The 23,753-nt window shown below is 39.4% G+C and carries 19 protein-coding genes and 3 pseudogenes; 12 read left to right on the forward strand and 10 right to left on the reverse strand.

What is annotated here, in order from left to right; genetic code table 11:
• Positions 1-16: 16 nt before the first annotated feature.
• The 10 genes from purU to ubiG form a co-directional block, all read right to left on the reverse strand.
• Positions 17-853: a formyltetrahydrofolate deformylase gene (purU, locus tag AB1A03_RS09205; RefSeq protein WP_354624381.1), complete on the reverse strand. Its 837-nt coding sequence runs from the start codon at positions 851-853 to the stop codon at positions 17-19.
• Between the two features lie 11 nt (positions 854-864).
• A complete protein-coding gene (locus AB1A03_RS09210; RefSeq protein WP_354624382.1) occupies positions 865-1,341 on the reverse strand; it encodes a YchJ family protein in 477 nt (158 codons plus the stop codon).
• A 63-nt stretch (positions 1,342-1,404) separates the two neighbouring features.
• Positions 1,405-3,075 carry an asparagine synthase B gene (gene asnB, locus AB1A03_RS09215; protein WP_354624383.1) on the reverse strand — a complete coding sequence of 557 codons (1,671 nt, stop codon included), beginning with the start codon at positions 3,073-3,075 and terminating at the stop codon, positions 1,405-1,407.
• Positions 3,076-3,277: 202 nt separating this feature from the next.
• Positions 3,278-3,649: an NAD-binding protein gene (locus AB1A03_RS09220; protein WP_354624384.1), complete on the reverse strand. Its 372-nt coding sequence runs from the start codon at positions 3,647-3,649 to the stop codon at positions 3,278-3,280.
• A gap of 23 nt (positions 3,650-3,672) precedes the next feature.
• Positions 3,673-4,893 carry a cation:proton antiporter domain-containing protein gene (locus tag AB1A03_RS09225; RefSeq protein WP_354624385.1) on the reverse strand — a complete coding sequence of 407 codons (1,221 nt, stop codon included), beginning with the start codon at positions 4,891-4,893 and terminating at the stop codon, positions 3,673-3,675.
• A 222-nt stretch (positions 4,894-5,115) separates the two neighbouring features.
• Positions 5,116-6,786 (reverse strand): SEL1-like repeat protein, encoded by a 1,671-nt coding sequence (locus AB1A03_RS09230; RefSeq protein WP_354624386.1) that lies wholly within the window; start codon positions 6,784-6,786, stop codon positions 5,116-5,118.
• A gap of 166 nt (positions 6,787-6,952) precedes the next feature.
• Positions 6,953-7,210, reverse strand: a complete 258-nt coding sequence (gene yfaE, locus AB1A03_RS09235) for a class I ribonucleotide reductase maintenance protein YfaE (RefSeq protein WP_354624387.1) — start codon at positions 7,208-7,210, stop codon at positions 6,953-6,955.
• 18 nt (positions 7,211-7,228) lie between these two features.
• Positions 7,229-8,374: a class Ia ribonucleoside-diphosphate reductase subunit beta gene (nrdB, locus tag AB1A03_RS09240; protein ID WP_354624388.1), complete on the reverse strand. Its 1,146-nt coding sequence runs from the start codon at positions 8,372-8,374 to the stop codon at positions 7,229-7,231.
• Positions 8,375-8,473: 99 nt separating this feature from the next.
• Positions 8,474-10,741 carry a class 1a ribonucleoside-diphosphate reductase subunit alpha gene (gene nrdA / locus AB1A03_RS09245; protein WP_354624389.1) on the reverse strand — a complete coding sequence of 756 codons (2,268 nt, stop codon included), beginning with the start codon at positions 10,739-10,741 and terminating at the stop codon, positions 8,474-8,476.
• 385 nt (positions 10,742-11,126) lie between these two features.
• Positions 11,127-11,849, reverse strand: coding sequence for a bifunctional 2-polyprenyl-6-hydroxyphenol methylase/3-demethylubiquinol 3-O-methyltransferase UbiG (gene ubiG, locus AB1A03_RS09250; RefSeq protein WP_354624390.1), 723 nt, complete (start codon positions 11,847-11,849; stop codon positions 11,127-11,129).
• 237 nt (positions 11,850-12,086) lie between these two features.
• Here ubiG and gyrA point away from each other — a divergent pair.
• The 12 genes and pseudogenes from gyrA (at position 12,087) to rng (ending at position 23,746) form a co-directional block, all read left to right on the forward strand.
• Positions 12,087-14,802 (forward strand): annotated as a pseudogene (gene gyrA, locus AB1A03_RS09255) (DNA topoisomerase (ATP-hydrolyzing) subunit A).
• 64 nt (positions 14,803-14,866) lie between these two features.
• Complete coding sequence (gene serC, locus AB1A03_RS09260; RefSeq protein WP_354624391.1) at positions 14,867-15,955, forward strand: 3-phosphoserine/phosphohydroxythreonine transaminase; 1,089 nt, start codon at positions 14,867-14,869, stop codon at positions 15,953-15,955.
• A 13-nt stretch (positions 15,956-15,968) separates the two neighbouring features.
• Complete coding sequence (gene hisC, locus AB1A03_RS09265) at positions 15,969-17,072, forward strand: histidinol-phosphate transaminase (protein WP_354624392.1); 1,104 nt, start codon at positions 15,969-15,971, stop codon at positions 17,070-17,072.
• Positions 17,073-17,081: 9 nt separating this feature from the next.
• Positions 17,082-18,374 carry a 3-phosphoshikimate 1-carboxyvinyltransferase gene (gene aroA / locus AB1A03_RS09270; protein WP_354624393.1) on the forward strand — a complete coding sequence of 431 codons (1,293 nt, stop codon included), beginning with the start codon at positions 17,082-17,084 and terminating at the stop codon, positions 18,372-18,374.
• Positions 18,375-18,437: 63 nt separating this feature from the next.
• Positions 18,438-18,626, forward strand: a complete 189-nt coding sequence (locus AB1A03_RS09275) for a hypothetical protein (RefSeq protein ID WP_354624394.1) — start codon at positions 18,438-18,440, stop codon at positions 18,624-18,626.
• 62 nt (positions 18,627-18,688) lie between these two features.
• On the forward strand, positions 18,689-18,940 hold the full coding sequence (locus AB1A03_RS09280) for a hypothetical protein (protein ID WP_354624395.1): 252 nt from the start codon (positions 18,689-18,691) through the stop codon (positions 18,938-18,940).
• Positions 18,941-19,257: 317 nt separating this feature from the next.
• Positions 19,258-20,300: pseudogene (locus AB1A03_RS09285) on the forward strand (rod shape-determining protein).
• 59 nt (positions 20,301-20,359) lie between these two features.
• Positions 20,360-21,241 carry a rod shape-determining protein MreC gene (gene mreC / locus AB1A03_RS09290; RefSeq protein ID WP_354624396.1) on the forward strand — a complete coding sequence of 294 codons (882 nt, stop codon included), beginning with the start codon at positions 20,360-20,362 and terminating at the stop codon, positions 21,239-21,241.
• Positions 21,225-21,491, forward strand: coding sequence for a rod shape-determining protein MreD (gene mreD / locus AB1A03_RS09295; RefSeq protein WP_354624397.1), 267 nt, complete (start codon positions 21,225-21,227; stop codon positions 21,489-21,491). Before mreC ends, mreD (AB1A03_RS09295) begins: the two co-directional genes overlap by 17 nt.
• Entirely contained in the window at positions 21,445-21,708 is a 264-nt protein-coding gene (mreD, locus tag AB1A03_RS09300; RefSeq protein ID WP_354624398.1) for a rod shape-determining protein MreD, read from the forward strand. The genes mreD (AB1A03_RS09295) and mreD (AB1A03_RS09300) overlap by 47 nt, the downstream gene beginning before the upstream one ends.
• A 2-nt stretch (positions 21,709-21,710) precedes the next feature.
• Entirely contained in the window at positions 21,711-22,271 is a 561-nt protein-coding gene (locus tag AB1A03_RS09305; RefSeq protein WP_354624399.1) for a Maf family protein, read from the forward strand.
• A 3-nt stretch (positions 22,272-22,274) separates the two neighbouring features.
• Positions 22,275-23,746: pseudogene (gene rng / locus AB1A03_RS09310) on the forward strand (ribonuclease G).
• Positions 23,747-23,753 lie beyond the last annotated feature (7 nt).

Below are 23,753 nucleotides of genomic sequence, written 5' to 3' on the forward strand. Positions count from 1 at the left end.
TGCTTTTATTGCCATACTATTCAAAAACAACCGTACGGTTTGCGTAGACGAACACTTTATCATTTAATACTTGTTGTAGGGCTTTACTTAATACTGAGCGTTCAACATCTCGCCCTGTTTTAGCGAGGTCTTCTGCGCTGTAAGCATGATCAATATGGGCGACATCTTGGGTGATGATTGGCCCTTCATCTAAGTCATTATTAACAAAATGGGCCGTTGCACCAATAATTTTTACGCCACGGTCGAATGCTTGTTGATAGGGTTTCGCACCGATAAATGCAGGTAAAAATGAGTGGTGTATATTAATCAATTTATTACTATATTGTTCAACAAATTTAGGCGTTAAAATGCGCATATATTTAGCTAAAATCACATAATCAGGAGTATAAGGCGCTATCGCATCTAATACTTTTTGTTCATGCTCTTCACGTGATAAACCTTCATGGCTTATGGTGTGGTAAGGAATATCAAATTTGCTTACTAATTCTTCCAGTTTGTCATAATTCCCGATCACCGCAGCAACTTCAACATCAATGCCGCCGTAAGTGCTTTTCATTAAAATATCACCCACGCAGTGTGCTTCTTTTGTTACTAAAATAACAATACGCTTACGTTTTTGTGATACCAATGAGCGGTAAGAGCCAGCAGGTAAATTAAAGTCAAGGTCAGCAAGTAATGTCTGATCGTTAAAGTATCCTTCAAGCTCAGTACGCATAAAGAAGCGGCCATGTTGATGGTCTACAAACTCATTATTTTTAATAATATTCAGCTGATGTTTTTGACAGATATTGGTAATCTGCGCAATCAGACCTTTGCTATCGGGGCAATCGGTTAATAAAACTTTCTTTTCCATTTTTATCTCTATTAATTAGCGCAACATTTTTTAAATTTTTTGCCACTAGCACATGGGCAGGGCTCATTGCGTGCTATCTTACCTGATTTTTGCTCAGGATAAATCTCTCCATCACAATAAAGCCATTGTTCATGATCTTTAACAAAATTAGAGCGTTCATGGTGGCAAGATAATAGCCCATTATCGATAAACCAAGCTTTAAACTCGACAAAACCTCGGTTAGTTAATGTTTCGGTTGCTATAATTTGTAAATTTTTCCATTCTACCGTTTTTTCTGCCAGTTGCTTAGGTGTCAGACTCCCTCGATAATCAGCGTGGTAGGTAGTAAAAAGGTACTGGCCTAATTGCAACACAAAGGCACTATAACGCGAGCGCATAAGTGCTTCACAAGAGTTGGCTTGTTGTTGATTATTATGCAAAGGCAAACAACAGGTTTGATAGCTTTTACCACTTTTACATGGGCAAGGCTGTCCGTGTAAATCATTCATTTTCTTCTCAAAAAAAAAGCGTTCAACGTGAACGCTTATTTTATTCTTTAATAAATAGTATTACTATTTTTGTTGGTAAGCATCATTATGGATACCCGCAGCACGACCTGATGGATCCGCATTTTTTAGGAAACTTTCATCCCAAGCCAAAGCTTCAACCGTTGAACAGGCGACAGATTTACCATGAGGTACACATTCAGCAGCACTATCAAGTGGGAAGTGTTCTGCAAAAATGCTACGGTAGAAGTACGCTTCTTTGGTATCTGGTGTATTGATTGGGAACTTAAATTTAGCATTCGCTAATTGTTGATCCGATACCTGTGTTTCGATATGTTCTTTTAACGAATCAATCCAGTTGTAACCAACGCCATCAGAGAATTGTTCTTTTTGACGCCATAATACTTCATCGAGTAATTTACCATCAAATGCTTGACGAAGGATATTTTTCTCAATACGCCCATCTTTGATTATTTTTAGTTCAGGATTAGTACGCATTGCCACATCCATGAACTCTTTATCTAGGAAAGGTACGCGTGCTTCAATTCCCCAAGCTGCCATTGATTTGTTTGCGCGTAGACAGTCAAACATGTGTAGTTTGTTTAGTTTACGGTTTAACTCTTCGTGAAGCTCTTTTGCATTTGGTGCTTTATGGAAGTATAGGTAGCCTGCAAATATTTCATCAGCACCTTCACCTGAAAGAACCATTTTGATGCCCATTGCTTTAATTTTACGTGCCATTAAATACATCGGTGTTGAAGCGCGGATAGTGGTTACATCATAGGTTTCAATGTGGTAAATAACTTCGCGTAATGCATCTATACCATTTTGTACGGTAAAAATAATGGGGTGATGTACAGTCCCGAGAGAATCAGCTACTTTTTGTGCCGCTGCAAGGTCTGGTGAACCCTCTAGACCCACTGAAAATGAGTGAAGTTGAGGCCACCATGCACCAGTTTGATCATCATCTTCAACACGTTGCTTAGCAAATTTTTGCGTAACCGCGGAGATAACTGAAGAGTCTAAACCACCTGATAGCAATACACCATAAGGTACATCACACATTAACTGGCGTTTTACTGACGCTTCTAACGCTGCACCGATCTCTTCTGGGCTGCCGCCATTATCTTTAACCCCTTCGTAAGTCATCCAATCACGAGTATAATATTTTGTTAATTCACCAATTTCGCTATCTAGAAAATGACCTGGAGGGAATTCTTGTACTTTGGTACAAATAGGCGTTAATGCTTTCATTTCTGAAGCAACATAGAAGTTACCATGCTCATCCCAGCCCATATATAGAGGAATGATACCCATGTGGTCACGACCGATTAAGTATCTATCTTTTTCTGCATCATATAAGCAGAAGGCGAAAATACCATTTAGGTCGTCTAAAAATGCATTACCTTTTTCTTCGTATAAACCAAGAATAATTTCACAATCAGATTTTGTTTTAAATTGATAACCACAAGTTAACTCTTTTTCTAAATCTTTATGGTTATATATTTCGCCATTTACCGCTAGGATATGTGTATTATTTTGATTGTATAAAGGCTGTGCACCTGTATTAACATCTACGATAGAAAGACGCTCATGAACAAGAATTGCTTTCTCAGAAGAATAGACTCCAGACCAATCTGGGCCACGGTGACGAAGCAGTTTAGACATTTCAATTGCTTGTTGGCGCAAGGCGAAGGGATCGCTTTTAATGTCGAGCACACCAAAAATAGAACACATAACGTTACCTTTTATTGAAAACGAATATTCAAAATGATTCGTTTTGTATTAACAATATTTTTCCATTTGCACAAGTTGAGCAAAAAGAGAACGATTTAAATTGATAAATATGAGTAGAACATTTTTGCAGAATAATCAATAAAAGTCACACTAAATCAGAGTATTTTCACTATAAATCATCGCTAAACGCTTTTATTTCATTTCATAATTCATGTTTATAGTGACTTTTATTCAAAATCAGTTTCAGTTCAGAACAAACATGCCGAGCAAAACCTGATCCAGCTTCTTCATACATATTGTAAACAGGGCTTACACCAAGGTCATAGAGATCCTGCTGATCCTCTTTAAAATGAGCTATTGCAGCAACTTTAAAACTATCGCTGTTGATTTTTTTCAGTTGTTCTGCGGCAAAATGGTTACCATTATGATTAGGCATAGTTAATAAAATTAATTTTATATTGTCAGTAAGCTGGAGTTTGTTCCAAAAATCGGAGTCAATGGCATCACCCGTAATGACTCGACGCCCTAAGTTTCTATGTTGTAGCGTAGTTTGGTGGTTATAATCGATGCCCATTACCCGTTCACCAAAGGTTAATTTTAACGCATCGTAAGCACGGTTCCAATCCGCCCCATTCCCATCACTAAAATTTGCGCATCGCCAACACGAACTGGACGATCGTCTTTATGTAAGCGAGTAGATTGAAAACGTTTCAAGGAAAGTGTATATCGGCTATAAATTTGATCACCATACTTATTGAGTATGGATGCGATAATAAAACTTAATGAAACTGCAATCGCGGTAATAATGAGCCAATCCTGACTGAGCCAACCTTTATAGGTAGCTAGAGACGCTACGATTAATCCAAATTCACTATAATTAGCTAAGGAAAATGAAGCAAATAGGGCGGTGCGCGAACGAAGTTTAAATTTGGTCAGGGTGAGAAAATAAAGGGCTATTTTCACTAAAAGCAATAAAGATAAGATGCCTGCAATCATTACATGATCAAGATGAGGCAAACCGCCTAGACCTATCGTTAAAAAGAAGCAAATTAAAAAGAGCTCCTTAAGATTAAATAATGCATTGGCCATGTTCTTCGCACTTGGGTGGGCCGCTAATAGCATCCCGGCAATTAAAGCCCCTAAATCGGCTTTCATTCCGACAGATTCAAATAAACCTGCGCCCACAACTAATGCCAGGAAAAAACCATATAGTACTAATAACTCCCCGTGACCCGCACGATCTAATAATTTGAATAAAAGGGGCCGGATAAGTGGCAATGCACATAATGCTAAGGCCCAAATGGAAGGGATCTTGGCGACAGATATAGATAAAAATAACACCGCAAAAATATCTTGCATAATCAAGATGCCAATGGCGATGCGTCCATACAACGAGTTAGTTTCGCTTTTTTCTTCTAATATTTTCACTGCAAAAACGGTACTGGAAAAACTTAACGCAAATGAGATAAGTAATAGCCCATAGATATTTAATTCAGAAAAAAAGGAAAACTGGATTTGTTTTAATGCAAATAAGAGTAGGGTATAAAAAATAATACACGCAGCTATATGTATGCTTGCTCCCCCCCAAACCTCTGCTTTAAATAGGGTCCGGAGGTCGAGTTTCAGACCAATCGTGAAAAGTAGTAAGGTTACCCCTAAGTTGGCAATGGCAATTAATCCTTCACTAGATTCAAACCCCCATAAATTAAGCGCAAAACCAGCTAATAGAAAACCAATCATTGGCGGTAAGCCGATAAAGTTAATAATCATACCAAAAGTAAAAGCTGTACCAATAAAAAATAGTAGTGTTGTATCCATGTAAACGCTTCTCTGTTAGCTAATGGTAAGGAGAGATTGATCCAATATACCTATGGTACTTTAAGATATAAAATCAGCAAGCAAAAAGTACCGAGATGTGAGGTATAAAACAGAACTCTATGTAAATGATTTTATGGTATAAAAGTAGAGAGAACAATTTTTTTGTCTTTGTCTATACATTGAAATAGCGCGATGATAATAGTCATCGGCGACTAATTTCATTTATTCTGTGGGGGATGTTGGTTCAACATAGCTATATGTTACATAGGTGGTTGTATCTGGCCACTCGCGATTGATGAGCAGTTCAATGTTGTCATGTAACAGCCAAACAAAACTAATTTTTCCGTGGCTATAATCGATACCATTGATATCATCACTATCTTGCTCTGTGCTGAATGAATCAGGAATACCGTACTTCTCAGTAAATTCATTTTTAAGTTGTGCAATAAGTTGTGGTTTATCGCGACCTATATAGGTGTATTTGGCCTGTGCGAATTGCGCATGCTGAGTATATGTTACCGCCAGCTGACTTGTCCCTGATATTGTCGCGCCAGTAAAGTAAAGGTCAACGAAATCCTGATCATTCTCGTTAATAGGGCGGATACCTGTGGCTTTGATTTTTTCTCTGATAGTGTCGCGCTGGCTACAAGCAATGGCTATATCAAAAAGAAAAGTTGTTGCATTTTTAAAGCATTGTTGGCTTTTTTGTAAATCTTTAAGGCGCTGTATTGCCCATGGTTCAGTGGTTTTTTGATATAGCGTGATGGCTTTATGTAAATCCGAGGGAAAAACAATACCTTTTTCATAGAAGTAGGCTAAGCGTGCGTTGGCTAAATGATAATTAAGTTGCGACGCATGTAGATAGTATTCTGCGGCTTTATTTTTATTTTTAGGTAAAATGAATTTGCCACTTTGATCATGGATGCCATGTTCATAAATCACCCCTAGTTGATAGAGCGATTGAGCATGATTTTGAGCAGCTGCGCTATTATACCAAGTCAGTGCCGTGTTCATATTTTGCTTATTGATGGTTGCGTTTTGATATATTTGCCCAAGTTTAAATTGTGCTGCAGCACTCCCTTTAGCGGCTGCTCGTGTGTACCAGGTTATCGCATTTTTCAAATCTACGGCTTCACCTTTACCTTGTTCATAAAATTCGGCAATTTTATAGGCTGACGGGGCATAATTATTTTCAGATGATTTTAGGTAGAGTGTTTTAGCTTGTTGATAATTTTGCGGGACACCTCGGCCATACTCATGCATTTGTGCCAATAGGTATTGCGCTAATGCATTACCTTGTGTTGCTGCTTTATCATACCATTCTATCGCCAGCTGGTAGTCCTGTTGCACAACTCGGCCATTTTGATAAATTGTGCCTAAGCTAATTTGTGCATTGAGATGTCCTTGCGCAGCGGCTTTACTAAACCACAGAAAGCTTTCGTCATCATTTTGTTTAACACCATTGCCTTTTTTAAAATGGTCCCCCATTTGATACTGTGCAATTGCATCACCTTGTTGTGCAGCCTTCAGATACCATTTTACCGCTTCACTTGGATTGACATCGACACCTTGTCCATTATCGTACATGGTTGCGAGTATATATTGTGCGGCTACATGATTTTGTTCCGCCGCTTTTGTGTACCATTGTATCGCTTGCTGGAGATTTTTCTCGACACCCTGTCCACTTTCATACAACCAACCAATGGCATACTGAGCAGCCGGATCGCCATTAACTGCAAGGTGTAACCATAAATCATGGGCTAGTCTATAATTTCCTGCCTCAATTGCTTTATAAGCTTTATCAAAATTGGGGTTTGCATAAGCAGTCGTATTATGTAAGCCAATTATTGTAAAAATGAGGTTGAGAGAGAGTAATCGTAATGTATAGCCCATTATGTTATATGATCCTCTTCCTGAGTATGGTAATTGATATTTTCCGTAAATATCTATAATAAATCGCATTAGCATTGTAATGTTTATTGTACAATTTTAATGTGATTGATTTAGTTATATTTAATGAATGCAACCTAGCTATCTATTATTTTAAGCAATTAGATATTCATGTGGATTGTATTAATATCTCAACGCTTTGTTGAGTGCTGCTACAGCAGGTTAATATTTCATTATCGCGGCAGTAGGCCAGTGGAAAGTTATTATAATTAACTTCTCCACGGATGAGTTGGCATCGACAAGCACCACAATGTCCATCGCGACAGTGAAATTCTGTCGCGATATTTTGTGCTTCTAAATTTTCCAACAATGTTTTGTTGGTATTGAGGGGGTACTCAATACCGTTAACGGTTAATATTTTTGTCATTTAGCAAAATTCGCTGAATTATAATTTAAAAGAGCTAAGCTCCTCGCTGTCAACTTTACTATTAATTTGCCCGACTAGGTATGAACTTATTTCCGCTTCTTGAGGGGCAACTTGAACGTTGTCACTGACTAACCAATGATTAATCCATGGAATAGGATTGTTGCTTACCTTGAAGGGCGCTTCATAGCCAATTGCTTGCATTCGCTGGTTAGTAATATATTCAACATATTGGCATAAAATTTGTTCATTCAAACCAATCATTGAGCCATCTTTAAAGAGGTATTTAGCCCACTCTTTTTCTTGCTCTGCAGCATTTAAAAATATATCGCGCCCCTGTGCAAAACACTCAACGGCAATTTCAGCCATTTCCGGATCATCTTTACCATCGGCCCAAAGATTTAATATTTGCTGTGTGGAGTTTAGGTGTAGTGCTTCATCGCGCGCTATCAATTTGATTATTTTAGCATTTCCTTCTAATAAATCGCGCTCAGCAAAGGCAAATGAGCAAGCAAAGGAGACATAGAATCGAATGGCTTCTAATGCATTGATAGAGCAGATACAGAGGTATAATTTTTTCTTCAGCGAACGGAGAGTTAAGGTTTCCTTCTCTCCATGTAGGTTAATATAAGCAACCTCACTTTGTGCTAATCCATGTAATTGGAAAAACTGTGTCGCATGAATCAATTCATCATAATAGCCTGAAATATCAATAGCACGTTTCAAAATTTCTTCATTAGTGACAATATCTTCAAACACTGTGCTAGGTTCAGTAAATAAATTGCGGATAATGTGTGTGTAACTCCGACTATGGATTGTTTCAGAAAAACTCCATGTCTCTATCCATGTTTCTAATTCAGGTAATGAGACAATCGGTAGTAGAGCGATATTAGGGCTACGGCCTTGGATTGAATCGAGCAAAGTTTGATATTTTAAATTTGATATGAAGATATGTTGCTCATGATCGGGTAAATTAATAAAGTCAATACGATCGCGATTTACATCTATCTCTTCTGGTCGCCAGAAAAAACTCAGCTGCTTCTCAATTAACTTCTCAAATACATCAAAACGTTGTTGATCATAACGAGCGACATTGACCGGATTACCAAAAAACATCGGCTCTTTAAGCGCATTATTAGGAATGGTTGAGAAAGTAGTATAAGCCATATGCTTCTCCATAGTGCATTAGCATCTCACCGGAGTGAGGAATAGAAAATATTAAAAACTAAAAACCCATTCGATTGAATGGGCATAACAAAATGCGGGTTAAATTTTGCACGCACCACCGGCACAGTCTTCTTCGATTACCTTTTCATCATCTGCGCCATCTCGCGTATTATGATAATAAAGCGTTTTGACTCCCATTTTATAGGCGACCAATAGATCTTTCAAGAGGTTAGTCATTGGTACTTTATTATCGTCGAAACGTTTTGGATCATAATTAGTATTCGCTGAGATAGCCTGATCAACAAATTTTTGCATAATGCCAACGAGTTCTAAGTAACCTTGGTTATTTGGAATGTTCCATAGTAACTCATAATTTTCTTTGTATTTATCAAATTCAGGAACAACCTGTTTTAAAATACCATCTTTACTCGCTTTTATGCTAATAAATCCACGTGGTGGTTCAATGCCATTGGTCGCATTAGAAATCTGGCTTGAGGTTTCTGATGGCATTAATGCTGACAAGGTTGAGTTACGTAAACCGTCTCGAACAATATCCGCACGCAGTGTTTCCCAATCTAAATGGTAGGGTTCATCACAGATTGCGTCCAATGAATTTTTATATGTGTCAATGGGTAAAATGCCTTGGGAATAGCGAGTTTCATTAAATTTAGGACAAGCCCCACGCTCTTTTGCCAGCACATTTGAAGCTTTCAATAGATAGTATTGGATCGCTTCAAAACTTTTATGGGTTAGATTGTTGGCACTGCCATCGGAGTATTTAACGCCATTTTTAGCGAGGTAATAAGCATAGTTGATCACACCAATCCCAAGAGTACGACGCGCCATGCTGCTGTTTTCTGCTGCTTTAATTGGGTAATCTTGATAATCGAGTAGATTATCTAATGCACGAACCGTTAATTCAGCAATTTCTTCTAACTCATCGAGAGATTCAATCGCACCTAAGTTTAAGGCTGACAAGGTACAGAGTGCAATTTCACCCTCTTCATCCATAATATGTTGCAGTGGTTTAGTGGGTAGCGCTATTTCAAGACATAAGTTACTTTGACGAATGGGGGCAACTTTGCTATCAAAGGGACTATGCGTATTACAGTGATCAACGTTTTGAATATAAATACGACCAGTACTTGCACGTTCTTGCATTAATATTGAAAACAGTTCGACGGAAGGAATGCTTTTCTGACGGATGTCAGGATCGCCTTCATAAACATCATAAAGACGCTCAAATTCATCTTGGTCTTCAAAAAAAGCATCGTATAAACCAGGGACATCGGACGGACTGAAGAGTGTGATATTTTTTCGTTCGATTAAGCGTTGATAAAATAAACGGCTTAATTGCACACCATAATCCATGTGACGAACACGGTTTGATTCAATCCCTCGGTTATTTTTAAGCACCAATAAACTTTCTACTTCCAAGTGCCACAGTGGGTAGAAAACCGTTGCAGCACCGCCACGGACACCGCCCTGCGAACAGGATTTTACGGCAGTTTGAAAGTATTTATAGAAGGGAATACAACCTGTATGGAATGCTTCACCACCGCGGATTGTGCTACCTAAGGCGCGAATTCGCCCTGCATTAATACCAATGCCTGCACGTTGTGAAACATATTTTACAATAGAGCTCGCAGTGGCATTGATGGAGTCGAGGCTATCACCGGCTTCGATTAATACGCAGGAACTAAATTGGCGAGTAGGCGTACGCACCCCAGACATAATTGGTGTTGGTAGGGAAATTTTAAATTGCGAAGTGGCATCATAGAAGCGGCGTACATAATCCATACGAATGGACTTGTCGTAATCTGAAAAAAGGCATGCTGCTACTAATAAATAAAGAAATTGTGCACTTTCGTATATATCACCAGTTACACGATTTTGAATTAAATATTTACCTTCAAGTTGTTTTACCGCCGCATAGGAAAAATTTAAATCGCGGTTATGGTCAATAAAGGTATCCATCTCTTCAAATTCTTGTTTTGTATAATCTTCAAGAAGGTGTGCATCATATTTGCCCTTTGAACACATTTTACTAACATGTTCAAATACGCTTGGTGGCGTGAATCGCTGATAGGCTTTTTTGCGTAGATGGAATACGGCAAGATGGGCTGCTAAATATTGATAATCTGGTGATTCTTCAGAAATAAGATCCGCTGCTGCTTTGATAATGGTTTCGTGAATATCTTCGGTACGAATGCCATCATAAAACTGAATATGTGAATTTAGTTCAACCTGCGAGACTGAAACATTGTCAAGACCTTCCGCCGCCCAAGTAATAACACGGTGGATTTTCTCGAGGTCGATGTTTTCTCTTTTGCCATTACGTTTGGTGACAAACAGGTTTTTATTCATGTGGGATTACCTTATTTCTGGCGACAATGCTTGTTAGCAAGAGGCTGTCAGTTATCGGATGCATAATTTTTAAAAACACTACATATTGTGCTTTGCAAGTTTAGTTGGCACAAGATAAAGCTTTTTTTGTTTTTATCAAGTGAATATTTTTATTCATTAAGTGGATAAGATTGTGGATAAATAGCAGTTCCAAAAACAAGTTTGTGTTCACTAACATCAACCTTTAAGTTTTTAGCGTGAGTTGTGAATTGCAATGATTTTTTATACTTTTTTTTATCTGCAGTAGTAAGAATAAATAAAGAGAAAAAGATTATCTAAAACCCGATTCTCCTCATGTTTTTTATATTTAATTGTTAGATTTTTAGTGGGGGGGAAAGTGCAGGAGTTAACGTTTCACACAATGAAGCATGTAATTGACATCAACATTATTCGTGATCCTAAATTCGCCTGAAAAGAGATTATATTCAACACCACATAACGCTTCACAATGTAGACTCGTCTTATCTACCGCTGATAATAATTGTGATGGGCGAATAAATTTTTCGTAGCTATGAGTGCCCTTAGGTACCCATTTTAAAACGTGTTCAGCACCGAGTATCATCATGACGTAAGCTTTAAATGTTTTATTGATTGTTGAAAAATAGACGCTTCCCCCGGGTTTTACCATGTCACAGCAAGCCTTGATAACGGAAGCGGGATCGGGGACATGTTCTAACATTTCCATGCAGGTAACCACATCAAATTGTTCAAAGTGGGTGAGTGCGAATTGTTCTGCCGTTGTTTTTTGATAGTCAATTTGTTGTTGCGTTTCTAATGCATGCAGGCGGGCAATTTGTAGCGATGCGTGTGCCATATCAATGCCTGTAACAGTCGCTCCTTGTTTAGCCATACTTTCTGCTAAGATGCCTCCGCCACAGCCAACGTCAACAATCTTTTTAGCAAATATACCATCAACGCCTTCTTCTATATAGGCTAACCGTGTTGGGTTGAGCATATGCAAGGGTTTAAAGTCCCCTTCAAGATCCCACCACTGCTCGGCCATTGCTGAAAATTTTTCTATCTCATCGTTATCAACATTGTTTACCACTAAAGCTCTATTTACCTGCATCCCTTAACACCGAATTAATTGAAATAATGCATTATAACGAGTTTAACCTCGCAGTTTAATGTTTTAATTATTTTTTACTGAAGTAATTTTGCTTATATCATATGCGTAGTAAATTTGCTGTTATCATATTCGTAGTAAATTTGCTGTGAATGCGTTTCTTCATCGCTATTTTGTGTTAGTATGCGCAACTCACTAAAATTCAATCGATATTCTATTAAATTAAGGATTTAGGTCTCTATGAGCGAATTTGCCTCTGACGTTTCTCCAATCAACATTGAAGATGAATTAAAGAACTCTTATCTTGATTATGCCATGAGCGTAATTGTTGGGCGTGCATTGCCCGATGTACGTGATGGTCTTAAGCCGGTTCATCGCCGTGTTTTATTTGCAATGAACGTGTTGCGCAATGACTGGAATAAACCCTATAAAAAATCAGCACGTGTTGTTGGTGATGTTATCGGTAAATATCATCCACATGGCGATACAGCCGTATACGATACTATTGTCCGTATGGCTCAGCCTTTCTCATTACGTTATATGCTTGTTGACGGCCAAGGTAACTTTGGTTTGTGGATGGTGATAGTGCTGCTGCAATGCGTTATACGGAAATCCGTATGGACAAAATTGCCCATGAATTACTTGCTGACCTAGATAAAGAGACGGTTGATTATGTTCCCAACTATGACGGCACAGAGTTTATTCCTGAAGTTTTGCCGACTAAAGTACCCAATCTGTTAATCAATGGTTCATCGGGTATTGCCGTTGGGATGGCGACCAATATACCACCACACAATCTGGGTGAAGTGGTCGATGGCTGTTTAGCATTAATTGATAATGCTGATATTACCATTAACGAACTGATTGAACTGATCCCTGGCCCTGATTTTCCAACGGCAGGTATCATTAATGGCCGTAAAGGGATCATTGATGCTTACCATACTGGTCGCGGTAAAGTTAAAATTCGCGCTAAAGCGGATATCGAAGTTAACGAAAAAAGGGCCGTGAAACCATTGTTGTTCATGAACTGCCATATCAAGTTAACAAAGCTCGCCTAATTGAAAAAATAGCAGAGTTAGTTAAAGAGAAAAAAATAGAAGGCATTAGTGCTCTGCGTGACGAGTCTGATAAAGACGGTATGCGTATGGTCGTTGAAGTTAAGCGTGGTGATGTTGGAGAGGTCATTCTAAATAACCTTTACGCACAAACGCAAATGCAAGTTTCATTTGGTATTAATGCCGTTGCATTGGACCATGGGCAACCAAAACTGTTTAACTTAAAAATGATGCTCGAAGCCTTTATTCTGCATCGTCGAGAAGTGGTAACACGCCGTACCGTATTTGAACTGCGCAAAGCACGTGATAGAGCGCATATCCTTGAAGGCTTAGCAATTTCTTTAGTTAATATCGAACCAATTATTGAGTTGATTCGAAATTCAGCGACACCTGCCGAAGCGAAAATCGGTTTACAGTCACAGGGCTGGGAACTCGGTAACGTCGTTGTTATGCTTGAAGCTGCAGGGGTAAATGCTGCGCGTCCAGATGGTTTGCCGATTGAATTTGGTGTACGTGATAATCACTATTACATGACTGAAGTTCAAGCTCAGGCGATTCTAGATTTACGTTTACATAAGTTAACGGGTTTAGAGCATGAGAAAATATTAAGCGAATATAAAGAGCTATTAGAAATAATTGCCGGGTTACTGCATATTCTAGCGAGTCCTGCTCGATTAATGGAAGTTATTCGCGAAGAGTTGGAAGAAATTCGTGCAAACTTTGGCGATGCTCGCCGCACAGAAATCACTGCCAATGAAAGTGATCTTTGTATGGAAGATTTGATCACCGAAGAAGATGTGGTTGTTACGCTTTCCCACGAAGGCTATGTTAAATATCAACCTTTGACTGATTACGAAGCACAACGACGTGGTGGTAAAGGTAAATCTGCTACGAAGATGAAAGATGAAGATTTCATTGAGAAGTTACTCGTTGCCAGTACCCATGATACGATCCTCTGTTTCTCAACCCGTGGTCGACTCTATTGGTTAAAAGTGTTCCAACTGCCACTTGCTTCACGTCAAGCGCGTGGACGTCCAATTGTGAATATTTTGCCGCTTGAAGAGGGTGAACGTATCACCGCGATTCTACCGGTTCGTGAATATGAAGATGATAAATTTGTATTTATGGCAACAGCTAATGGTACGGTTAAGAAAACAGCACTAAGTGCTTATAGTCGTCCTCGTGCAAGTGGTTTGATTGCGATTAACTTAACAGATGATAACGAGTTAATTGGCGCGCAAATCACCAATGGAGAGAACGAAATAATGATCTTCTCCGATGCGGGCAAAGTCGTACGCTTTAAAGAAGCGGAAGAAATACCTGCAGTTGATGAAGACGGCAAGCCAATTCTTGATGAAAACGGCGAGCAAGAGATCAAGTTCAAAGGGGTTCGTCCAATGGGACGAACGGCAACGGGGGTTCGTGGTATAAAACTCAAAGATGGTGAGCGAGTTGTGTCGTTAATCGTTCCTAATGAAACAGGGCACATATTAACGACTACCGAAAATGGCTACGGTAAACGTACTCCACTTGAAGATTATTCGCCGAAGAGTCGTGCAACACAAGGTGTGATTTCAATTAAAGTCAGTGCCCGTAATGGTAAAGTCGTTGGCGCGGTGCAAGTTGATGAAAATGATGAAATTATGTTGATTTCTAACAAAGGGACTCTGGTACGTACACCTGTTAGTGGCGTTTCTATTGTTGGCCGTAATACTCAAGGTGTTACGTTAATCAAGACCCGTGACGATGAAAAAATCGTGGCATTACAACGTATCGAAGAGATAAAAGATCAGCCTGTTTATGACGAAGAGGATGAAGGAGTAGAAAGTAGCAACCAACAGGTGGTGCCTGATAGTGTTGTTGATGTGCAATCAGATGACTCCTCTGAGCCACAGGATTAAATTATTATTATATTAAAATAAGCGGCTTTTGCCGCTTATTTTGTTTTAAGAGATGAACAATATTATGACTAAAATATTTAACTTTTGTGCAGGGCCTGCGATGTTACCAGAAGCAGTTATGCAAAAAGCACAACAGGAATTTTGTAATTGGCAGGGAATGGGTGTTTCTGTCATGGAGATAAGCCACCGCAGCCCTGAATATGTTGCGATGGCCGCGGAGGCAGAACAAGATCTACGTGATTTAATGGAAATTCCGGATAATTACAAAGTCTTATTTTGTCATGGTGGTGGTCGAGGGCAATTTGCCGCAGTACCATTAAATTTATTAGCTGATAAATTAGATGTCGATTATCTGCTGACGGGGGAGTGGTCTAAGTATGCTGCCGCAGAGGCGAAGAAACATGCGCGTGTTAATGAAACCAATATCATGGAGCAAACGGTTGCTGGTAAAAAAACGGTGCAGGCGTGTAGCGATTGGCTCATTAATGCAGGTGCGGCCTATGCCCATTACTGTCCGAATGAAACCATTGAAGGTATTGAAATCTTTGATGTGCCAGAAACTGGCGTCGTTCCTTTAGTAGCGGATATGAGCTCAATGATTTTATCGCGTCCAATCGATGTCTCTAAGTTTGGTATTATTTATGCTGGCGCTCAAAAAAATATCGGTCCATCGGGGTTAGCTATTGTCATTGTTCGTGAAGATTTGATTGGTAAAGCGCGTACCGCGATCCCCTCTATTTTTGATTATCAGATCCAAGCCAATGCAGATTCTATGTACAACACGCCGCCTACCTATGCGTGGTATCTAGCTGGGCTGGTCTTTAAGTGGCTTAAAGAGCAAGGTGGTCTAGCTGAAATGGAAAAGCAAAATATTGCTAAAGCAGAGCTACTTTATAATTATATTGATAACTCACCATTTTATGCGAATAACATCGCGGATGAAGTTCGTAGTCGTATGAATATACCTTTTACACTGGCTAACGATGCCTTAAGTGAAACCTTCTTAAAAGAGTCTAAGGCAGCTGGGCTTTTAACTTTGAAGGGGCATAAATTAGTCGGTGGTATGCGAGCGAGTATTTATAATGCGATGCCAATGGAAGGCGTACAAGCGTTAGTTGATTTTATGTCTGCATTTGAAAAAAAATATGCTTAAGTAGGGATAATAGATGAGTTGTGATTTTTTAAATATAGCGAATACAGGCGTGCAAAAACTGCACCCTTATCAAGCTGGTAAACCGATAGAAGAGTTAGAGCGTGAGCTAGGTATTAGCAATATTGTTAAGCTCGCTTCTAATGAAAATCCATTAGGCTTAAGCCCCATGGTGAAAGCCGCTCTAGTGAAAGAGCTCGAACAGTTAACGCGTTATCCTGATGCTAATGGTTACTACTTAAAAGCAGCGCTAGCAGAAAAATACGCGGTAGATATTAAGCAAATTACACTAGGTAATGGATCGAATGATCTACTTGAATTAGTGGCGCGTGCCTTTGTTGATAATAGCAATGAAGTGATATTTGCTGAGCATGCCTTTGTGGTTTACCCTATTGTGACACAGGCTATTGGCGCACAGGCAGTGGTTGTTGCCGCTAAAAATTATGGCCATGACTTAACGGCTATGGCTGCCGCGGTAACTGACAAAACCGCACTGATTTTTATCGCCAATCCAAACAATCCAACGGGTACTTTTTTGCAGCAAGATGAAATCGTTGCTTTCCTAAAAAAAGTGCCTGAACATGTGATTGTTGTCTTAGACGAAGCCTATTTTGAATATGCGCCTGCATCGCTCCGCGGTAATGCGATTGCCTGGATTAATGAGTTCCCGAATTTAGTGGTTTCTCGCACCTTTTCAAAGGCTTATGGTTTAGCTGGTTTACGTGTTGGTTACACGATATCTAATCCACAAGTTGCTGATATATTAAACCGTGTTCGTCAGCCATTTAATTGTAATAGCTTAGCCCTTAAAGCCGCCGAAACCGTTCTGCAAGATGAACAATATCTAGCCAATGGCGTTGCGTTAAACGCGCAGGGTATGGCAGATTTAACCGCATTCTTTGAAGGTCACAAGCTTGATTATATTCCTTCTATGGGCAATTTTATTACCGTAAATGTGGGAAAGAGTGGCGATGAAGTATATCAAGATTTATTACGTGAAGGTGTCATTGTTCGTCCGATCACGGGCTATGGTTTAGCCAATCATTTGCGTATTAGTATAGGCACACAAACAGAAAATCAGCGTTTTAAAGACGCTTTGATTAAAGTACTCGAATTGTAAGAGAATATTATGGAACAACTATTATTAAATCCAATTGCAAAAGTCGATGGAGATATCAATCTTCCCGGTTCAAAAAGTCTCTCTAATCGAGCTTTGTTATTAGCCGCATTAGCGCAGGGCACAACCACATTAACCAACCTATTGGACAGTGATGATATTCGCCACATGTTAAACGCGCTAACAAAATTAGGCGTTAAATATCATCTTTCCGACGATAAAAAACAGTGCGTAGTGGAAGGGCTTGGGCGTGCCTTTAATACCAGCGAGCTTGGTTGCTTAGAACTATTTCTAGGTAATGCTGGAACGGCTATGCGCCCACTTTGTGCTGCATTATGTTTAGGGCAAGGTGAATATATATTAACGGGTGAACCACGCATGTTTGAACGTCCAATTGGTAGTTTAGTGGATGCACTACAACAGGCAGGGGCTGAGGTTAGTTACCTGAAGAACGAAAATTATCCCCCACTTAAAATCAAAGGAACCTGTCTAAAAGGCGGTACGATTCAAATTGATGGAAGTGTTTCAAGTCAGTTTTTAACAGCATTTTTGATGTCAGCACCGCTGGCTCAAGAAGATACCGTGATTGAAATCGTCGGTGAATTAGTTTCAAAACCTTATATCAAAATTACCTTGCAAATAATGCAGGATTTTGGTGTTGTCGTTGATAACGTAGATGGTCAATATCAACGCTTTATTATTAAAGCGGGGCAAACCTACCGCGCTCCAGGGGAATATCTTGTGGAAGGCGATGCTTCGTCAGCATCTTACTTTTTAGCTGCCGCTGCCATTGGTGGTGGAAGTATTAAAGTGACCGGTATTGGCCGAAAATCAGTGCAGGGAGATATTCAATTTGCCGATGCATTAGAGGCAATGGGCGCACAAATTGAATGGGGAGATGATTTTATCAAAGCAAGCCGTGGTAAGCTAAAGGCGATTGATATGGATATGAATCATATTCCCGATGCGGCCATGACAATTGCCGTCGCCGCGCTGTTTGCAGAAGGTACGACAACCATCCGTAATGTCTATAATTGGCGAGTGAAAGAGACTGACCGTTTATTTGCAATGGCGACAGAGTTGCGTAAAGTAGGGGCAACTGTTGTAGAGGGGCATGATTTTATTAGCGTGACTCCCCCTGTACAGCTCAAACATGCCGCTATTGATACCTATGATGATCATCGTATGGCGATGTGTTTTTCTTTAGTTGCGTTAAGTGATACAGCGGTCACTATTAATGACCCTAAATGTACCTCTAAGACATTTCCTGACTACTTTGAAAAATTAGCGTCGGTAAGTCATTAAGTCGATAAAGGCAGGTATTTGTTGCTAAGCATACAAACTATTAAACGCATAATGACTTTGTGTATGGTCACAGGGATTATGTTGGTTATTGTTGGAGTCAGTTTAGCAACCTTTACCGACCTCACCGTATCCATGGGAACGGATGGGGTTTTGATGATTGGTCTGATTATTGGTTTAGGTTTATTGCTACTTATTCCAAGTAAAATTTACTTAACTTTATTGTTGTTACAAAAAAACGATTGGGGTGGATAAGCGCTGTTTTCTCAAAGGTCTCTGGATTTACTTCTGTTTTTATCCGTTTGTCAGATTTTAATATGAAAATTAGACTAACTACCTATGCTATTTTTTTCTTGAGTTTATTGTGCTCATTGTTCTGCTTCTTAGCTGTATCTGGAGCCGTGCTTCCTTATCAAGATGCAACTCAATATATGCTAATAGAGCAAGCAAAAGAAATTAAGTTTTGGGAGTTTTCTCTTTTAGGCAGTTCGCTGATAAGTTTAATTAGTAGCATAGCTCTTTGGAAAAGCGTTCGTAAGAAAAAACTTTTGCTGAAAAACAATAGTTAAAGACCTAACAAGTTAAATTTACAAGGAGTAAAAAAAGGTGGGTTATCGTCCACAGCTCGCTCATTTTAGCCCACAATTTTTAGCTTATTATTATGGGCGTTATATAAAGTAACGCCGGCGTAAAAAATAAATGTGAACAGTATAATAGTGGAGGTGAAATTCCAGTTGTTTTTATTGTTCATTTTCTACCCATATCGTGTGCAAAATCGCACGGTAAGCACTATTATTGCTGCTATTCGCTTTCTTTTCTTGATGAATTTTAGGCGTGTTGTTAAAGTATGCTTCCTATTTTGTTTTAGTTATTTTGGAAAACTTTTATGTTTAAAATGTTTCGAGGTATGTTCTCCAACGATTTATCAATCGATTTGGGAACCGCAAACACACTTATTTATGTAAAAGGTCAAGGCATAGTCTTAAATGAGCCTTCAGTTGTTGCTATTCGTTTAGATAAAAATGGTGCTGGTAAGAGTGTTGCTGCAGTCGGACATGAAGCCAAATTAATGCTTGGTAAAACACCGGGTAATATTCAAGCTATTCGCCCCATGAAAGATGGCGTAATTGCTGATTTTTATATTACTGAAAAAATGTTACAGCACTTTATTAAACAAGTGCACAATAATAGCTTTTTACGCCCTAGCCCACGTGTTTTAGTCTGTGTTCCCTGTGGTTCAACACAGGTTGAGCGACGTGCTATTCGCGAATCTGCTCAGGGAGCTGGTGCCCGCGATGTATTTTTAATCGATGAACCAATGGCCGCTGCAATTGGTGCCGGTATGCCAGTTTCCGAAGCGAAAGGTTCAATGGTTGTCGATATCGGCGGTGGTACAACGGAAGTTGCTGTTATCTCACTAAATGGTATCGTTTATTCTGCTTCTGTACGTATTGGTGGTGACAAATTTGATGAGGCGATCATCAATTATGTGCGTCGTAATTATGGCTGCACTATTGGTGAAATAACAGCTGAGCGTATTAAACACAGCATTGCGATTGCCCATCCTATTAATGATGTTCGTGAAATAGAAGTACGCGGCGTAAACGTCGCAGAAGGTGTACCTCGTAGTTTTACACTTAATAGCAATGAAATTTTAGAAGCACTGCAAGAACCTTTAAGTGGCATTGTTACTGCCGTGATGTTGGCGTTAGAAAAAACCCCACCGGAATTAGCTGCTGATATCGCTGAGCGCGGTATGGTGTTAACGGGGGCGGGGCGTTACTCTGTGAATTAGATCGCTTACTTTCAGAAGAGTCAGGTATACCTGTTATTGTGGCTGATGATCCGCTAACTTGTGTTGCTCGTGGTGGTGGTATGGCACTGGATATGATCGATATGTATGGTGGTGATTTGTTCAACGCAGATTAGTTTCAACATTTAATGCTCTGCGTAAGTCGGGCATTATTTTATTTATTTGAACGGTAATAATGAAAACAATTTTTACGCGTGGCCCATCGCTTTTATTAAGGCTATCCTTAGTGATAGCCTTTTGCATTCTTCTTTTATTAGCAGATAGTCAATTTAACCTATTTGCATCATCTCGAATATACCTTAACTCCTTAGTTAGCCCTGTCCAATATGTAGCTGATGCGCCACAGAAGCTATTTAGTTCATTATCAGAAAATTTAATGACTCGCCAGGAATTGAAAGAGCGTAATTTACAATTAGAAAAAGATAATCTTTTATTAAAAGCAGATCGTTTACTATTAACGCAAATGCAAAAAGACAATGAACAATTAAGAAAATTATTAAACTCACAAAAAAGCTACACACACAAAAGAATGATTGCAGAAGTGATGAGCTTACGGTCAGATCCATTCACTCATCAATTGCTAATCGACAAGGGCGCTTTAGATGGTGTATATCTGGGACAGCCAGTTATCAACGAACAAGGTGTTGTTGGGCAAATATCGCAAGTTGGCAGTACAACAAGCCGTGTATTACTCATTGTTGATGCAAGCCATGGTATCCCAGTTCGAGTAGAGCGTAATGATATGGTTGCTATTGTGCATGGCAGTGGTGCATGGAATAAATTAAATGTTCCATTTATTCGCAGTAATGCCGATTTGCAACCCGGTGATTTGCTGGTTACATCGGGATTAGGAGGGCGATTTCCTCCGGGCTATCCAGTGGCAACCGTGAGTCAATTTGATTATCAAGAGGGGGCGCATTATGCGCGCGTTTCTGCCACACCAACGGCTCTCTTAGATCGCAGTCGCTACTTACTGTTATTGTGGGGTGATAAGCCAGCAAAGGATAATGATACCTTATTGGCTCCTGTTGGGGACAACGATGTCGACATTCAATAGTTATAGGATTATCTATTGTACTTTTTTTATTAGTTTAATTGGTGCAATTTTTCCCTTGCCTTTATTTCTTAATGCATTTCGTCCTGATTGGATGATGTTGGTTATTTTTTATTGGGTATTAGCCTTGCCCCATAGAGTGAGTATTTTCCATGCTTTTATACTTGGGGTTTTATTAGATTCTGTTATTAGGCTCAATATTAGGCATGCATGCTTTAGTCTTTTCTATTTTGGCCTATATTGTGAGTATTAATTATCAACGCTTTCGACATTTCACATTAGTACAAACAACATTAATCGTTGGTTTTTTTGTTTTAATTTCTAAGATTCTGTTATATTTTGTTGCATCAAACTTGCAAGATATTGTTTTACATAAACATTATTTTTGGTCTGTGTTTACATCAATGCTTGTCTGGCCTTGGTTTTTTCTTTTTATGCGTTTTATTCGCATTCATTTTAGGGTTGTATAAGTATGATCTATTTAGCTTCTAACTCACCAAGGCGTGCAGAATTGTTGCAACAAATTAATGTGCCATTCAAGCGGGTAAAGGGGGATATTGAAGAGCAAAGAGCTAACTCTGAAACAACGGAGAATTACGTATTACGCTTGGCTTTACAAAAGGCGCAAGCAGGCTTTAACAATAGTGATCAAACTAGGCCCGTACTGGGTGCCGATACCATCGTGGTGGTTGATCATGAAATATTAGAAAAGCCACAAAATCAAGCCCATGCTATGAGCATGTTACAGTTATTATCTGGGCGTACACATCAAGTTTTTACAGCCATAGCAATTGTCTCTAGGGAGACATTTAAAACACAACTGGTTAAAACCGATGTGACTTTTAAACTATTAACAGAGCAGGAAATGGAAGCGTATTGGTTAACTGGCGAGCCAATAGATAAAGCTGGCGGATATGGCATTCAGGGGTATGCGGGTAAGTTTGTATCTCATATAAATGGTAGTTACAGTGCAGTGGTTGGGTTGCCTCTATATGAAACAGACCAACTCATTAATGAATTTTATAGGATTTGAAAAATGTCAGTTGAATTATTAATGAATATTACCCCTAGTGAAACACGTGTTGCATTAATTGAAGCAGGTGTTTTACAAGAGTTACATATAGAACGTGATGCCACTAAGGGGATTGTTGGCAATATTTACAAAGGTAAAGTCAGTCGCGTTTTGCCGGGAATGCAAGCTGCATTTGTCAATATCGGTTTAGAAAAGGCGGCTTTTTTACATGCCTCTGATATCGTGCCCCATACCGAATGTGTGGCACAAACTGAAAAAGCACAATTTAAAGTCGCAGATATCTCTGAGTTAGTACGTCAAGGCCAAGATATTATGGTGCAGGTGATTAAAGATCCCTTGGGCACTAAAGGTGCTCGCCTCACCACCGATATTACAGTGCCTTCGCGTTATTTGGTTTTTATGCCAGGCAGTCAGCATGTAGGGGTTTCACAACGCATTGAAAGTTCAGAAGAGCGGGAACGTTTAAAAAGCATCACTCAACAATATGTGAGTGAGTTAGGCGGCTATATTATTCGTACGGCAGCCGAAGGGGCGCCTGAAAATGAATTGAAACAGGATGCCGCATTCTTACAGCGTGTTTGGGCCAAAGTATTAGTACGTCGACAGCGCCCAAAAACGAAAAATTGTCTGTTATATAAAGATTTACGTTTAGCATTTAGGATTCTTAGGGATTTCGTAGGCAGTGAAATTGATAGAGTACGCATCGATTCTAAACTTACCTACAATGAAATTAAAGCGTTCACTCAAGAGTTTGTGCCTGAGCTTGAGGACAAAATAGAGTACTATTCAGGCGAAAGTCCTATTTTTGACCTCTTTGATGTTGAAAATGAGGTACAGCGCGCACTAGATCGAAAAGTAGAGCTCAAGTCCGGCGGATATTTAATTATTGACCAGACGGAAGCGATGACCACTGTTGATATTAATACCGGCGCATTTGTCGGCCACCGTAATCTCGAAGAGACTATCTTCAATACCAATATCGAGGCGACACAGGCAATTGCAAGGCAGTTACGTTTACGTAATTTGGGGGGATTATTATTCTCGATTTTATTGATATGAAGTCTAAAGATCATAGACGACGTGTCTTTAGCAGTTTAGAGCAAGCCTTAGCTAAGGATAGGGTTAAAACACATATCAATGATTTCTCTCCATTGGGGTTGATTGAGATGACCCGTAAGCGAACACAGGAAAGTTTAGAACACATTTTTTGTGGTGAATGTGCAGAGTGCCATGGTCGCGGTTATGTTAAAACCGTTGAAACTGTCTGTTATGAGGTGCTACGTGAAATTTTGCGCGTGAATCGTGCCTATGATGTTGAACGGTTTATTGTTTATACTTCACCTGCGGTAGCCGAAGCGTTGCAGGGCGATGAGTCATATAGTTTGGGGGAGTTGATTTTATTCATGTCAAAACGGGTAGAGATACATGCAGAGCCATTATATGGGCAAGAGCAATTTGATGTTGTTATGATGTAATTAGGCT

Origin of the sequence: Psychromonas sp. MME2 (assembly GCF_040566515.1) — a bacterium.
Classification (GTDB): domain Bacteria; phylum Pseudomonadota; class Gammaproteobacteria; order Enterobacterales; family Psychromonadaceae; genus Psychromonas.

Coding starts and splice junctions, on each gene's coding strand:
- purU (WP_354624381.1), bottom strand. CDS start 853: ATGGAAAAGAAAGTTTTATTAACCGATTGCCCCGATAGCAAAGGTCTG.
- AB1A03_RS09225 (WP_354624385.1), bottom strand. CDS start 4,893: ATGGATACAACACTACTATTTTTTATTGGTACAGCTTTTACTTTTGGT.
- nrdB (WP_354624388.1), bottom strand. CDS start 8,374: ATGGCTTATACTACTTTCTCAACCATTCCTAATAATGCGCTTAAAGAG.
- yfaE (WP_354624387.1), bottom strand. CDS start 7,210: ATGACAAAAATATTAACCGTTAACGGTATTGAGTACCCCCTCAATACC.
- AB1A03_RS09305 (WP_354624399.1), top strand. CDS start 21,711: ATGATCTATTTAGCTTCTAACTCACCAAGGCGTGCAGAATTGTTGCAA.
- nrdA (WP_354624389.1), bottom strand. CDS start 10,741: ATGAATAAAAACCTGTTTGTCACCAAACGTAATGGCAAAAGAGAAAAC.
- AB1A03_RS09230 (WP_354624386.1), bottom strand. CDS start 6,786: ATGGGCTATACATTACGATTACTCTCTCTCAACCTCATTTTTACAATA.
- AB1A03_RS09210 (WP_354624382.1), bottom strand. CDS start 1,341: ATGAATGATTTACACGGACAGCCTTGCCCATGTAAAAGTGGTAAAAGC.
- aroA (WP_354624393.1), top strand. CDS start 17,082: ATGGAACAACTATTATTAAATCCAATTGCAAAAGTCGATGGAGATATC.
- AB1A03_RS09280 (WP_354624395.1), top strand. CDS start 18,689: ATGAAAATTAGACTAACTACCTATGCTATTTTTTTCTTGAGTTTATTG.
- asnB (WP_354624383.1), bottom strand. CDS start 3,075: ATGTGTTCTATTTTTGGTGTGCTCGACATTAAAAGCGATCCCTTCGCC.
- ubiG (WP_354624390.1), bottom strand. CDS start 11,849: ATGCAGGTAAATAGAGCTTTAGTGGTAAACAATGTTGATAACGATGAG.
- AB1A03_RS09220 (WP_354624384.1), bottom strand. CDS start 3,649: ATGGGCATCGATTATAACCACCAAACTACGCTACAACATAGAAACTTA.
- hisC (WP_354624392.1), top strand. CDS start 15,969: ATGAGTTGTGATTTTTTAAATATAGCGAATACAGGCGTGCAAAAACTG.
- mreD (WP_354624398.1), top strand. CDS start 21,445: ATGCATGCTTTAGTCTTTTCTATTTTGGCCTATATTGTGAGTATTAAT.
- mreC (WP_354624396.1), top strand. CDS start 20,360: ATGAAAACAATTTTTACGCGTGGCCCATCGCTTTTATTAAGGCTATCC.
- serC (WP_354624391.1), top strand. CDS start 14,867: ATGACTAAAATATTTAACTTTTGTGCAGGGCCTGCGATGTTACCAGAA.
- AB1A03_RS09275 (WP_354624394.1), top strand. CDS start 18,438: ATGGTCACAGGGATTATGTTGGTTATTGTTGGAGTCAGTTTAGCAACC.
- mreD (WP_354624397.1), top strand. CDS start 21,225: ATGTCGACATTCAATAGTTATAGGATTATCTATTGTACTTTTTTTATT.